The 13,686-nt window shown below is 66.7% G+C and carries 12 protein-coding genes; 3 read left to right on the top strand and 9 right to left on the bottom strand.

Translation table 11 applies throughout. The annotated features are described in order from the left end of the window. Nucleotides 1-9: 9 nt before the first annotated feature. The 5 genes from C0481_RS12320 to coxB form a co-directional block, all read right to left on the bottom strand. Entirely contained in the window at nt 10-648 is a 639-nt protein-coding gene (locus C0481_RS12320) for a cytochrome c oxidase assembly protein (RefSeq protein WP_293404101.1), read from the bottom strand. Further along, nucleotides 629-781 (bottom strand): hypothetical protein, encoded by a 153-nt coding sequence (locus C0481_RS12315; RefSeq protein WP_267233248.1) that lies wholly within the window; start codon nt 779-781, stop codon nt 629-631. Before C0481_RS12315 ends, C0481_RS12320 begins: the two co-directional genes overlap by 20 nt. After that, nucleotides 781-1,749 carry a heme o synthase gene (cyoE, locus tag C0481_RS12310; RefSeq protein WP_293404099.1) on the bottom strand — a complete coding sequence of 323 codons (969 nt, stop codon included), beginning with the start codon at nt 1,747-1,749 and terminating at the stop codon, nt 781-783. Before cyoE ends, C0481_RS12315 begins: the two co-directional genes overlap by 1 nt. Nucleotides 1,750-1,831: 82 nt before the next feature. After that, nucleotides 1,832-3,487 carry a cytochrome c oxidase subunit I gene (gene ctaD, locus C0481_RS12305; protein WP_293404097.1) on the bottom strand — a complete coding sequence of 552 codons (1,656 nt, stop codon included), beginning with the start codon at nt 3,485-3,487 and terminating at the stop codon, nt 1,832-1,834. Between the two features lie 17 nt (nt 3,488-3,504). After that, entirely contained in the window at nt 3,505-4,503 is a 999-nt protein-coding gene (gene coxB / locus C0481_RS12300) for a cytochrome c oxidase subunit II (RefSeq protein ID WP_293404095.1), read from the bottom strand. Between the two features lie 360 nt (nt 4,504-4,863). Between coxB and tldD the strand changes: the two genes are divergently transcribed. Together tldD and C0481_RS12290 are read left to right on the top strand one after the other, a co-directional pair. Further along, nucleotides 4,864-6,294: a metalloprotease TldD gene (gene tldD / locus C0481_RS12295; RefSeq protein ID WP_293404093.1), complete on the top strand. Its 1,431-nt coding sequence runs from the start codon at nt 4,864-4,866 to the stop codon at nt 6,292-6,294. A gap of 123 nt (nt 6,295-6,417) precedes the next feature. Next, the gene (locus C0481_RS12290; RefSeq protein ID WP_293404091.1) at nt 6,418-8,478 is read left to right on the top strand and encodes a TonB-dependent receptor; all 2,061 of its coding nucleotides are present in this window, start codon (nt 6,418-6,420) and stop codon (nt 8,476-8,478) included. A 67-nt stretch (nt 8,479-8,545) separates the two neighbouring features. Here C0481_RS12290 and C0481_RS12285 read toward each other — a convergent pair whose 3' ends face one another. Next, on the bottom strand, nt 8,546-10,387 hold the full coding sequence (locus C0481_RS12285; protein WP_293404089.1) for an oligopeptide:H+ symporter: 1,842 nt from the start codon (nt 10,385-10,387) through the stop codon (nt 8,546-8,548). 189 nt (nt 10,388-10,576) lie between these two features. Between C0481_RS12285 and C0481_RS12280 the strand changes: the two genes are divergently transcribed. Then, nucleotides 10,577-11,065, top strand: a complete 489-nt coding sequence (locus C0481_RS12280) for a DUF427 domain-containing protein (protein WP_293404087.1) — start codon at nt 10,577-10,579, stop codon at nt 11,063-11,065. Nucleotides 11,066-11,070: 5 nt separating this feature from the next. Here the strand turns inward: C0481_RS12280 and C0481_RS12275 are convergent, their stop codons facing one another. From C0481_RS12275 to C0481_RS12265, 3 genes are all read right to left on the bottom strand, one after another. Beyond that, nucleotides 11,071-11,460 (bottom strand): GFA family protein, encoded by a 390-nt coding sequence (locus tag C0481_RS12275; protein WP_293404085.1) that lies wholly within the window; start codon nt 11,458-11,460, stop codon nt 11,071-11,073. A 2-nt stretch (nt 11,461-11,462) separates the two neighbouring features. Continuing rightward, the gene (locus C0481_RS12270) at nt 11,463-12,821 is read right to left on the bottom strand and encodes a glutamate--cysteine ligase (RefSeq protein ID WP_293404083.1); all 1,359 of its coding nucleotides are present in this window, start codon (nt 12,819-12,821) and stop codon (nt 11,463-11,465) included. 90 nt (nt 12,822-12,911) lie between these two features. Beyond that, entirely contained in the window at nt 12,912-13,646 is a 735-nt protein-coding gene (locus C0481_RS12265) for a 16S rRNA (uracil(1498)-N(3))-methyltransferase (protein ID WP_293404081.1), read from the bottom strand. Nucleotides 13,647-13,686 lie beyond the last annotated feature (40 nt).

The following is a 13,686-nucleotide window of genomic DNA, read 5'->3' as shown; positions in this document are numbered from 1 at the left end:
TCGCGTGTGCTATAGCCCCGCCTTGGCCGGAACGCCAAGGGCGGAAGAGTGCTTTGACGGCGTGGCGTCCGCGCGCTTTTCGCCGCGCTGGGCCTCCACCGACGGGAAGAAGGTGTACGACAAGGTCACTTCGCCCTTGCCCTTGGTCTCGAAGTCGTCCGCGAACTTCGGATCGACGAAGTAGACGACCGGGAATTCGATGGTCGTCTTCGGCGGAATCGTCTGATCCGAGAAGCAGAAGCACTCGAGCTTCTGGAAATAGGCGCCGGCCGATTCGGGCACGACGTTGTAGATCGCGCGGCCGGTCTGCGGCTGGTCGCTGTTGTTGGTCACCTTGAAGAAGGCGAGCCCCGTCTGGCCGATCTTCACTTCCTGGGTCACCTGCTCGGCGGTGAAGGTCCAGGGCAGCTCGCGGATGTTGGCGTCGAAGCGAATCGTCAGCTTGCGATCCAGCGCTTTGTCCGGCGCGGCCTCAGCCTTGCGCACGGTGCCGTCGAACCCGGTGACCTGGCAGAAGGCCTTGTAGAGCGGCACCGAGGCGAACGCGGCGCCGACCATGGCGACGAAACCGCCGGCCGCGATCAGGGCGACCTTGCGGTTGCGCTTCTGAAGCGGCGTGCGCTCGGGCTTAGAAGGGCCGGTGGGCAACACTGCCTCCCAGACGCACCACGGTCACGACGAAGACCAGGACGACGAACAGGACCAGGCCCAGCGCCAATGCGATGTTGCGGCCGCGACGGGCGCGGGCTTCGACGGTCGGATCGGGGGTGGGCTCGCTCACTAGAATACTCCGACGGCGGGCAGGTCGAGCAGGTGCTCGGCCAGCAGGGTCGCGAACAGAAGGGTCAGGTAGAGGATCGAGAACGCGAACAGATTGCGCGCGTCCTTCGAACTGGCCTTGACGTCATAGAGGCCATCGTCGTTGCGCTGGCCGCCGGTCTCGCCCGCACGGCTGCGGAACACGCGCCAGGCCAAGATCAGGAACACCAGGCCGCCAAGAGCCGCGACCGCCAGATAGGTCATGCCGCCGAGGCCCGTGAACGCCGGGACGATGCACAGCGGCACGAACAGCAGGCTGTAGATCAGGATCTGCTTGCGGGTCGAAGCCGCGCCGGCGGTGACCGGCATCATCGGCACGCCGGCCTTCTGGTAGTCCTCGCTGGTGTAGAGCGACAGCGCCCAGAAGTGCGGCGGCGTCCACATGAAGATGATCGCGCACAGCAGCCAGGCGTTCAGCGGCGCGGTTCCCGTCGCCGCGGCCCAGCCGATCACCGGCGGCAGCGCGCCCGCGAGGCCGCCGATGACGATGTTCTGCGGCGTCGAGCGCTTCAGCCACATCGTATAGACGACGGCGTAGAAGAAGATGGTGAAGGCCAGCAGGCCCGCGGCCAGCCAGTTGGTGGTCATGCCCAGCAGCATCACCGAGAACAGCGACAGCACCGCGCCCATGGCGAGGGCGTCGGCGCCCTGCACCTTGCCGGCCGGCACCGGGCGCGCGCGGGTGCGGCGCATCTTGGCGTCGATGTCGGCGTCGTACCACATGTTGAACGCGGCCGACGCTCCGGCCCCGACAGCGATGCAGAAGATCGCGACCCCGGCCAGCACCGGATTGATCGGCGCGTTGGCGCAGACCAGCCCCGTGATGGCGGTGAAGATGACCAACGACATGACCCGCGGCTTCAGCAGCTGGACGTAGTCCTGCCACCGCGGGGGCGCGCTGGAGCGTGGAACGGCTGGCGACATGGCCATTACAATACTCTCAAAACGACCGAAGGGCGCGCGCTGGAATGTCCCAGCCCGCGCCCCACAGAGGTCTTTAGGGAGCCGGGACCTAGTGGAGGTCCGGCTTGACCACCGGCAGTTCGTTGAACTGGTGGAACGGCGGCGGCGAGGACAGGGTCCACTCCAGCGTCGTCGCGCCCTCGCCCCACGGATTGGCTTCAGCCTTGCGGCGGAAGAGCATCGCGTCGAGCAGCACGACCAGGAAGATGCCGACCGCAGCCAGGGTCACCAGGTAGCCGATCGACGACACATGGTTCCAGAGGGTGAACGCTTCCGGATAGTCGATGTAGCGGCGCGGCATGCCTTGCAGGCCAAGGAAGTGCTGCGGGAAGAAGATCAGGTTCACGCCGACGAACATGACCCAGAAGTGCAGCTGGCCCAGCCACTCGCGGTACTTCACGCCGAAGATCTTCTCGAACCAGTAGTAGAAGCCCGCGAAGATCGCGAAGACGGCGCCCAGCGACAGCACGTAGTGGAAGTGCGCCACGACGTAATAGGTGTCGTGCAGGGTGTAGTCGATGCCGGCGTTCGCCAGGACCACGCCGGTGACGCCGCCCACGGTGAACAGGAAGATGAAGCCCATCGCCCAGAGCATCGGGGTTTTGAAGTCGATGGAGCCGCCCCACATCGTGGCGATCCAGGAGAAGATCTTCACGCCGGTCGGCACCGCGATGACCATCGTGGCGGCCACGAAGTAGGCGCGCAGATTGATGCTCATGCCCACGGTGTACATGTGGTGGGCCCACACGACGAAGCCGATGAAGCCGATGGCCACCATGGCGTAGGCCATGGCCAGATAACCGAACACCGGCTTGCGCGAGAAGGTCGAGACGATGTGGCTGATGATGCCGAAGCCCGGCAGGATCAGGATGTACACTTCCGGGTGACCGAAGAACCAGAACAGGTGCTGGTACATGACGGGGTCGCCGCCGCCGGCCGCATCGAAGAAGTGGGTGTTAAAGTTCCGGTCGGTCAGCAGCATGGTGATCGCGCCAGCCAGAACCGGCAGCGAGAGCAGCAGCAGGAAGACGGTGACCAGCACCGACCACACGAACAGCGGCATACGGTGCAGGGTCATGCCCGGCGCGCGCATGTTGAAGATCGTGGTGATGAAGTTGATCGCACCGAGGATCGACGAGGCGCCGGCGAGGTGGAGCGCCAGGATGGCGGCGTCCATCGACGGACCGGCGTGGCCGGTGGTCGAGAGCGGCGGATAAGCCGTCCAGCCGCCACCGAAGCCCTTACCCGGGCCTCCGTCGACGAACATCGAGACCAGCAGCAGGATCCAGGCGGCCACCAGCAGCCAGAACGAAATATTGTTCATCCGCGGGAAGGCCATGTCCGGCGCGCCGATCATCAGCGGCACGAACCAGTTGCCGAAGCCGCCGATCATGGCCGGCATGACCATGAAGAAGATCATGATCAGGGCGTGCGCAGTGACCACGGCGTTGTAGCCATGCTTCGACTGCTCAACGAGCCCGAACAGTTGGATCGAGGAGCCTTCCTTGAAGATCTGGATGCCCGGTTCGGCGAGCTCCCAGCGGATCAGGCCCGAGAGGGCGCCGCCGACCAGGCCCGCCATGATGGCGAACAGCAGGTAGAGGGTGCCGATGTCCTTGTGGTTCGTGGAGAAGAACCAGCGAGCGATGAAGCCGGGCTTATGTTCGGCTTCGTCGTGATGATCGTGAGCTGCGGCTTGTGCCATCTTACTATGTCCTAGGCTCATTTCGCGGCCGGCGCCGCGGCGGGCGCGGCGGGCGTGGAGGTCGGGGCCGGCGCGGCGGCGGCCGGAGCAGCCGCGGCGGGCGCCGTGGCGGCGGCCGGGGTCGCAGCGCCTTCGGCGGCCGGAGCAGCCGCGGCGGCGGGCGCCGCCGGGGCAGCGGCCGGAGCCGGCGCGTCAGGGGTCATCGAACCGCCCTTGGAAGCCACCCAGGCCTCGAATTCCGGCTGGGTCACGACCTTTATTTCGATCGGCATGAAGGCGTGGTCGACGCCGCACAGTTCCGAGCACTGACCATAGAAGGTGCCGGTGCGCTCAGCCTTGAACCAGGTTTCGTTGATACGGCCCGGGATCGCGTCGATCTTCAGGCCGAAGGCCGGAAGGGCGAAGGCGTGGATCACGTCGGCGCCGGTGACCAGCACGCGGACGGTCTTGTTGACCGGAACGACCAGCGGCTCGGTCGAAGCCAGGCGGAACGGAACGTCACGCTTCTTGGCTTCCTCCTCGGGCAGCATGTTCGAGACGAACTCACCGACCTTTTGGTCCGGAAGCTCGTAGCCCCAGTACCACTGATAGCCGGTGGCCTTCACCGTGTAATCCGGCTTGGGCATGTCGTGATAGGCGAACAGCAGGCGGAACGAGAAGATCGAGATGCCCATCAGGATAAGGACGGGAACGATCGTCCAGATCACCTCGATCAGGGTGTTGTGGCTCCACTTCGCCGGAACCGGGTTCGAGCGCTTGTTGTAGCGCACGACGACCCAGATCAGCAGGCCAAGCACGAACACGCAGATCAGCGTGATGATCGGCAGCAGGATAAGATTGTGGAAATCGTGCGCAGCATGCTTCAGCGGCGAAGCCGCCGGCTGCAGCCCGATGCCGCCCGGGGTCGGTTGACCCATCAATTCCTCTGCGAACGCCTGGACGCCCCAGAACGCCGACGTTGCGCCCGCCGCGGCTGCCGCCGCCCACGTCCGCATGCCCTGAACCCTAGACTTCATGTCCCCTCGGTCTGCTTGGCCGGCCGCGCCTCGCGAAAGACGATCGCCCCCGCCGACTGAATCAAGACGTAGCGCCGCGCAAACCGCGAGGCCCCGCCCTTAAGCCGGGGTGCATACGCGCTCTCCCTTAGCTTGCCAAGGCGCTAAGACCCCCTATGGCGCAATGTCTCGACATGGAGCCGCTTCGGACCATACGCCCACGCCTAAAAACGGCCGTTTTCGCGTAACTCCGGAAGGTTAAGCGAGGCAGTTTCCATCAAGTCGCCGGTGATCCCGGACCCGCTCCTGGGCGGATTGGGGTGACGATCGCGGCGCAAGCTCCTATTTCTGTGGGCTCGCCTTCCGAAAGCAGACCCACCGATGAACGCCCTCGCCCCCGCCGCCTCGATTCTCGACTCTGTCGGCGTCGCCCCTGAACGCGCCCGCGAAATCCTCGGCGAGGCGCTGGCCGGCGCCGACGACGGCGAGCTGTTCGTCGAGCGCTCCGAGAGCGAAGCCTTCCTGTTCGACGACGGCCGGCTGAAGTCGGCCTCGTATGATTCGTCGGAAGGCTTCGGCCTGCGGGTGGTCGCCGGCGAGACCGCGGGCTACTCGCACTCGAGCGAAGTCTCCGAAGCGGCGATCAAGCGCGCCGCCTCGTCGTCGTCGCTGGCCAAGCGCGGATATTCCGGCGTTTCGGCTGAGGGGCCGCGCGCCACCAACACCAAGCTCTATGGCGAGGACGACCCCACTGCCTCGCCCGCCTTCTCCGACAAGGTCGCCCTGCTGCAGGAGATCGACGCCTGGGTTCGGGCGCGCGATCCGCGCGTTGTCCAGGTGATGGCCAGCATCGCCGGCGAGCGGCGGATCGTGGAGATCCTGCGCGCCGACGGGCGGCTGATCCGCGACGTGCGGCCGCTGTGCCGCGTCAACGTGCAGGTCACCATGGAAAAGGACGGTAAGCGCGAGAGCGGCTATTCGGGCGCCGGCGGCCGCGCCGGCTTCGACGCCTGGATCGCGCCCGACAAGTGGCAGTCGCAGGCCGACGAGGCCATCCGCCAGGCGTTGGTCAACCTCGACGCCGTCCCCTGCCCCGCCGGGGAGATGGACGTGGTGCTCGGCCCCGGCTGGAACGGCGTGCTGCTGCACGAGGCCGTAGGCCACGGGCTGGAGGGCGACTTCAACCGCAAGGGCACCTCGGCGTTCTCGGGCAAGATCGGCCAGCGCGTCGCCGCGCCAGGCGTCACCGTCTTCGACGACGGCACCCTGCCTGGCCGCCGCGGCTCGCTGACCGTCGATGACGAAGGCACGCCGACCGAGCGGACCATCCTGATCGAGGACGGCATCCTCGTCGGTTACATGCACGACCGGATGAGCGCCCGGCTGATGGGCCTGACCGCCACCGGCAACGGACGGCGTCAGTCCTACGCCCACATGCCGATGCCGCGGATGACCAACACCGCCATGATGGGCGGCCAGCACAAGCGTGAGGAGATGATCGCCTCGACCAAGCGCGGGCTCTACTGCGCCAACTTCGGCGGCGGCCAGGTCGACATCACCAACGGCAAGTTCGTCTTCCAGTGCACCGAGGCCTACCTGATCGAGGACGGCAAGATCACCACGCCGGTCAAGGGCGCGACCCTGATCGGCGATGGTCCCTCGGCCCTGACGCGCGTGACGATGATCGGCGACGACTTCGACTTCGACTCCGGGGTCGGCGTCTGCGGCAAGTCCGGCCAGAGCGTGCCCGTCGGCGTCGGCCAGCCGTCGCTGAAACTCACGGGCCTGACGGTCGGCGGCACCAACATCTAGCGCCGCCGGCTCGTCCGGCGGGCGGCGAAACATGTCGCCGATTTAATCCACCTTTCCGGGAATTAATTGGCCTCACCCGGCCCCCACAGGTCACTTGCAGGTGATCTCTGGGGGAATTGTTACATGCTCGTTTCGGCCTTGGCCTCAGCACTTGCGCTCGCCGCGCCCGATGGGGCGCAGGAAGCGCAGACTGTCGCGCCGCCGTCCGCCGCGGTCGAACAATCCCCGTCGCAGAGCCAAGGCGTCATTCGCTATCCGCCCGAGTTTTTCGCCGCCGCCCAGCCGACCACCGCGCTCGACATGCTCCTGCGGCTTCCGGGCTTCAACATCGACACCGGCGATTCGGTTCGCGGCTTCGAAGGCGCCGCCGGCAACGTCCTGATCGATGGCCGGCGTCCGGCCACCAAGACCGACAACCTCGAGGAAATCCTCCGCCGGATCCCGGCCTCCCAGGTGGCCCGCATCGACCTCATCCGCGGCGGCGCCCCGGGCGTCGACATGCAGGGCAAGTCAGTGCTGGCCAGCGTCATCCGCAAGGAGGGCGGCGGCTTCCGCGGGCTGGTCGCTCTGTCGGGCCGCTCCGTCTATGACGGCCGCAACACCGTCAGCGCGCGCGTCGAGTTGTCGGGCGGCAGCGCGGCGCGAACCTGGGAAACCTCGTTCAACATGGGCAAGGGCATCGACGACGGCTCCGGAGAGGGGCCGGGCGTGCGCACCGGGCCGAGCGGCGCGGTGATCCAGCGTTCGGATATCGACCAGGAGGGCGACACCATCCAGACGACGGCCACCGCGGCCTTCTCGACGCCGCTGGCCGGCGGAACCTTCAAGCTCAACGGCCGCGCCTTCGACGACAGCTTCAAATTCGACGAGGTGAACCACATCGTCTTCCCGACCGACCGGGTCGAGAAGACGGTCGACCATTACGACGAACTGGAAACCGAGCTGGGCGCCAGCTTCCTGCGTGATTTCGGGAGCAAGACCACCCTGGAGGTCATCGGCCTGCGCCAGGACGCGCAGGTCGACATCGTCTCGGACTTCTCGGCCGGCGTTCGGAACGCCAACTTCACCCTGGACCGCACGACCAGCGAGACCATCGGCCGTGCAGTGCTGAAGCACCGTCCCAACGACAAGCTCTCGCTGGAAGGCGGCGCCGAGGTCGCGATCAACGTGCTGGAGAGCGAGACCGCGTTCGCCGAGAACGGCGTGGCGATCCCGCTGCCGGCGGCGAACGTGCGCGTGCAGGAAGATCGCGGCGAGGCGTTCGTGAAGGCCGTCTGGCGCCCCAGCGCGATCTGGACGCTTGAGGGCGGACTTCGCTACGAGGCCTCGGCCATCGAATCCAGCGGCGACGTCAGCCTGGAGAAGACGCTCTACTATCCCAAGCCACGGCTGGCGGCGACGTGGGCGCCGAACACGTCGACGCAGGTGCGCTTCCGGTTCGAGCGCATGGTCGACCAGCTCGACTTCGACGACTTCGTGGCCGACTCCTCGCTGAACACCGGAGTGGTCACCGCCGGCAACCCGGACCTCGTTCCCGAGCAGGCCTGGGTCACCGAGGGGGCCGTCGAGCAGCGCTTCAAGGGCGGGGCCGTGCTCGTACTGACCGCCCGGCACTACGCCATCTCCGACGTCGTCGACCGCGCGCCGGTCTTCACCCCGGCAGGCGTCTTCGACGCGCCTAGCAATATCGGCGATGGGACGAAGGACGAGCTGGCCCTGACGCTCAGCCTGCCGTTGGCCCCGTTCGGCTTCAAAGGCGCGACGATCCGCGGCGAGTCGACCTGGCGACGGTCGGAGGTCAATGACCCGACCACCGGCGAGGCGCGGGAGATCTCCGGCCTGCACCCCGTCGATTGGGAGATCCACTTCACTCACGACCTGCCGGTCCAGCGCACGAACTGGGGCGTCGACCTCTATGGCGGCTGGCGCGAGACCCACTACCGCTTCGACGAGATTTCGACCGACAAGCTGAAGCCGTTCATGGTGCTGTTCGCCGAGTGGAAGCCGCGCTCCGACATCGTGATCCGGGCCGAAATTCAGAACGCCACCTCGCGCGGCTTCCGCCACACGCGCACGGTCTATGACGGCCCGCGCAACACCGCCGACGTGCTGTTCGTGGATGATCGCGACATCCAGATCGGCTCGATCTACTGGATGCGGGTGCGCAAGACGTTCGGCGCTTAGCGAAAAGAAAAGGGCCGGAGGCGGCGACGCCTCCGGCCCTTCTTGTCAGCGCTTCGCGCCGGACGTCCTAGGACTCGCGGTCGGCCCGGATGGCGGCCGGGTTGACGGCCTGGCGCTCACCGTCCAGCACCGGCGCGATCGGCTCGGGCTGGGCGTGGGCCGGATTGTTGGCGCCGTGGGCCCAGTGCTTGATGAAGAAGCTCAGCACCACGAACACGACGCCGACGCCGACGCCGGCCCAGCCGAGCTTGTTGAAGCCGTCCATCGAGGTGGCCAGCGCCGCGGCTGGGTCGAGCACCTGGCCACCGACCGTCTCGGTCCCCATGGCGCCGGCGATGATGCCGCCGACGTACTGGGCGATCGAAGAGGACAGGAACCACACCGCCATCATGAACGAGACCACCGAGGCCACCGACAGCTTGGTGATCTCCGACAGGCCGACCGGCGAAAGGAAGAGCTCGCCCGTAGTGTGCAGCATGTAGAGCAGCGCCAGCATGATCAGCGGCAGGCGGTAGTTGTCGTCGGCCAGGCCCTGGGCCCAGACCACGACCAGGAAGCCGAGACCGACCTGCAGCAGGCCGAAGCCGAACTTCAGGGTCGGGTTCGGATCGCGGCCGCGGGCGCCGAGCCAGGCCCACAACGCCGCGAAGATCGGGGCGAAGATCAGGATGAAGCCGGCATTGAACGACTGGGTCTGGGCCGCGGAGATGCCCATCAGGTCGACGTTGCGGGCGGCGAACAGGTTCAGCGAGGTGCCGGCCTGTTCGAAGAGGGTGAAGAACACCACCGAGCCGAAGATCAGCACCAGGGCCAGCATCATCCGCTCGCGCTCGATCTTGCCGCACTTCACCACCAGGAAGTAGGCGATGAACGCCAGCGCCAGGATGGTCGAAACGCCCAGCGCCCAGCCGACCAGCTGGTTGCTCTGCACCAGCAGCCAGATCGGGGCGACGCCGAGGATGGCGAGGATGTAGATTAGCCATTCGCGGTTGATCGGGCCGGCGATCGGCGCCTTCAGAAGTTCGAGGTTCGGCGGTTCGCCCTTACCCTGCAGCAGCGGCTTGCCGAGCACGAAGACGATCCAGCCCAGGGCCATGCCGACGCCGGCGAGGCCGAAGCCCGCCCACCAGCCGACCGTCTGGCCGAGCAGGCCGCAGAGCACCGAGGCCCAGAAGGCGCCGAGGTTGATGCCGTAGTAGTAGAGGGTGAAGCCGGAATCCCGGCGCGGGTCGCCCTGCGGATAGAGCTGGCCGACGATGGTGGAGATGTTCGGCTTGAGGAAGCCGACGCCCATGATGATCAGCGAAACGGCCAGGTAGAACGCGTTCTTGCCGAGCGGATCGACCTGCTTCTCCATCGTGTAGCTGTCCTTGGCCAGGACAGTGGGCAGCGGGCCGCCGGCCTGCAGGCCCTTGATCTCCAGGCCGCCGCCCTCGGCGGGACCGAAATCATAAGCCTTGTCGCCGACCATCAGCTTGACGGTCCGCGATTCCATGCGGCCTTCGGCGACGACTTCGTACTTCTGGCCGCCATAGACGAGCTGCTGGGTCGCGGGCTTGCCCTCGACCGCCATGGTCAGGTGGCCGGCGACCAGCAGCAGGGCGCCGAAGGCCACCGCCTTGCGGGTGCCGAGATAGCGATCGGCCAGCAGGCCGCCGATCAGCGGCAGCAAGTAGACGAGGCTGGTGTAGGAGCCGTATTGCGCCCCGGCGGTGGCGTCGTCGAACAGCAGATGCTGGGTCAGGAAGAAGATCAGGATGCCGCGCATCCCGTAGTAGGAGAACCGCTCCCACATCTCGGCGAAGAACAGGATGATCAGTCCTCGCGGATGCTGTTTGAGCAACTGCATGAGGACGGGGATCCCGGTCGCCAACGTAATGACGATCCCCAAAAGGATTACGATGTTCATGAGGGCGGTATTCCGATTCCTTGGGCTGCCGGCTCTTCAGGGGGTCGTTTTCGCCCCCGCCGGGCTAATTTGGCGGGAGAAGATCACGCGGCCGGGCCGAGCACAAGCAATCGGGCGCCTGAAGCTTGGCAATGGCGGAGCTCAGACCCCACCTTGAGCGTTGCATCTGCACGAAGGAGGAGCGTCCCCATGCTGACCCCCGGCCCCGACCACCCCATCGAGATCACCCCGGCCAAGACCCGTTGGCGGGTCATGTACGGCGAGCATGTGATCGCCGACAGCGGCGATGTCCTGATCCTAACCGAAGCCAGCTATGCGCCGGTCGCGTACTTTCCGCGAGCCGATGTCTCGATGGAGTACTTCTCGCGATCCGACCGCCAAACCCATTGTCCGTACAAGGGCGACTGCGCCTACTACACGATCCTGATGGACGGCCGGTTCGCCGAGAACGCGGTCTGGACCTACGAGGAGCCGTATCCGGCGATGGACGCGATCCGCGGCCGGCTGGCCTTCTATCCGGACAAGGTCGAGGTCTATGCGGTCGAGGACGTGCTGGTCGACCGCAAGCACCCCCACGCTGCGGTGGACCAGATCGTCCAGCACACCGACAGCGGTTCGGGCTCCAGCCAGCGCGACCATTGGCCGCCGAACGTCACCTCGCCGTCCCCTGAGGGCTAGGCGACTCAGCCGGTGCGCGGTCCGGGCCATTCCGGCCGCGCGTCTGTATCCTCCAGAGACATCCCGACGCCCTCGGTGGCGCGCACCGGGATCGTGCTCGGGTCGAAACCGTCCAGGCAGAAGACGTTGATCCCGAAGTGGTCGGGCGCCGCGCGCTTGCGGTGGAAGGTGTAGATCCCGCAGCGGCTGCAGAAATAGTGCCGCGCGATCCCGGTGTTCCAGCGATAGAGCGACAAGTGCTCCTCGCCGGCCGTGATGGTCAGGGCGCTCGCGGGCGCCTTGGCCATCACGGCGTTTTTCTTCACGCACAGCGAGCAGTCGCAGGTGGTGAGTTCGGTGATCTCCGCCTCGACCTGGAAGCGCACGGCCCCGCAGTGGCACGAGCCGGCCAGCATGGTCAGTAGGCGAAGTCTTCGAACACCCGGCGCACGTCGCCCTTCCACGGACCGTTGTAGAGCTCGAGCAGGCGCTCGGCCGGGGTGATCCCGCTGTCGGCGATCTCTTCGAGTTCGGCCAGGTAGCCGCTCTCGTCGACCATGCCGGCGCTGAGCCGATTGCGGTTCTTCAGGCCCTGCTTGGCGATGGCGACCATGTCCTTGGCCACGTCCTGGACGCTGCGGCCGTTGACCTGCGCCTTGAGGCCCAGGCGCGCGACGTCGGCGCGCAAGCGCTCATGGTCGTCGACCTTCCAGTCCTTGCAGAGGTCCCAGGCGGCGGCCAACGCAGCCTGATCGTAGAAGATCCCCGCCCACAGCGCCGGCAGGGCGCACAGACGGCTCCAGGGCCCGGAATCGGCGCCGCGCATCTCCAGGTACTGCTTGAGGCGCACTTCGGGGAAGGCGGTGGTGGTGTGGTCGGCCCAGTCCTTGAGGCTGGGGCGGTCGCCGGGCAGCTCGGCCAGCTCGCCGGCCATGAACTTGCGGAACGACTTACCGGCCAGATCAACGTACTTGCCGTCGCGCTTGGCGAAGTACATCGGCACGTCGAGGGCGTAGTTGGCGTAGGTCTCGTAGCCGAAGCCGTCGGCGAACACGAAGTCCAGCATGCCGGTGCGGTCCGGATCGGTGTCGGTCCAGACGTTGGCGCGGGCCGACAGGAAGCCGGACGGCTTGCCCTCGATGAACGGCGAATTGGCGAACAGCGCGGTGGCGATCGGCTGCAGCGCGAGGCTGGTGCGGAACTTGGCCACCATGTCGGCTTCGGAGCCGAAATCGAGGTTGGCCTGGACCGTGCAGGTCCGGAACATCATGTCGAGGCCGAGCTTGCCGACCTTGGGCATGTACTCGCGCATGATCTTGTAGCGGCCCTTGGGCATCACCGGGATCTCGTCGCGACGCCAGATCGGCGTGAAGCCGAGGCCGAGGAAGCCAAGACCGAGCTCGTCGGCGACAGCCTTCACCTCGGTCAGGTGCTGGCCGGTTTCCTCGCAGATCTCGTGCATGGTCTCCAGCGGCGCGCCGGAAAGTTCAAACTGGCCGCCAGGCTCGAGGCTGACATTCGCCATGCCGCGTTCCAGGGCGATGATGTTGTCGCCCTCGTAGACGCCCTTCCAGCCGAATCGCGTCAGCCCGTTCAGCAGCGCCTGGATGCCGGCCGGACCTTCGTACGGAATCGGCTCGGTGGTCCCCAGTCGGAACACGAACTTCTCGTGCTCAGCGCCCACGCGCCAAGCGCTGGCAGGCTTCTCGCCCGCTTCAAACCAGCGGACCAGGTCCTCTAGCGTGAGGGGTCGCTCGTCGGTCACGACGTCGGCCATCTCGTTCTCCCCAGCCCAATCCAGCCAAAAGCGGCGCGATCTTTACGCCGCTCAGACAGGTGGGCGCAATTCAGGAAACCTCAAGGCGCCTCAGGAATCCTCAAGGCTACGCCAATCGCCTTGAGCAGCCTGCCAGAGGGTAAGGGCGCTGATGGCGGCGGTGTCGGCCCGCAGAATCCGCGGTCCTAAGGTAGCGGGCGTCGCATAGGGAAGGTTCCGCAAGGCGTCGCGCTCAGCCGGTGAGAAGCCGCCTTCCGGTCCGATCAGGATCGCCCAGGGCGCCGGCGGAGCCCCGTTGACGGCCGCCAGCACCGGCTTGGCGTCGCCGGCCTCGTCGCAGAACAGCAGCCGGCGCGAGGCGTCCCAGCCCTCGATCAGCTTGGCGAGCTTCACAGGTTCGAAGATCTCCGGCACGTCGAGACGGCCGGTCTGCTCTGCGGCCTCGGCGGCGATGGCGCTCAGCCGGTCAACGCGGGTGCGCTCAGCGTTGGTGCGCTCGGTGATCACCAGCCGCACGCGGCGCGCGCCCAGCTCGGAGGCCTTCTCGACGATGGTCTCGACGCGCGAGCGCTTGACCAGGGCGATGACCAGGTCGAGGTCCGGCCCGAACGCCTGGACGCGCTCCTGGGCGGTCGGCCGCAGGATGACGCCGCGCTTGCCGGCCACCTCGATCGCCGCGCGCCATTCGCCGTCGCGGCCATTGAAGACCAGCACCTCGTCGCCGACCGCCCGGCGCATCACCGAGGTCAGGTAGTGGCTCTGGCCGTGGTCGAGCCCGAGGGCGACGTCCTGGGCGATGTCGGGGGCGACGTGAAGACGGATCATGCACGAGGTTCTAGCCCTGGCGGCGTGATCAGGACTAGGC

The sequence above is a fragment of the Phenylobacterium sp. genome (assembly GCF_013822795.1).
In the GTDB taxonomy this organism is placed as follows: Bacteria; Pseudomonadota; Alphaproteobacteria; order Caulobacterales; family Caulobacteraceae; genus Phenylobacterium.
Note: the sequence above shows the minus strand (reverse complement) of the source record. Positions and strands in the feature narration are given on the sequence as shown.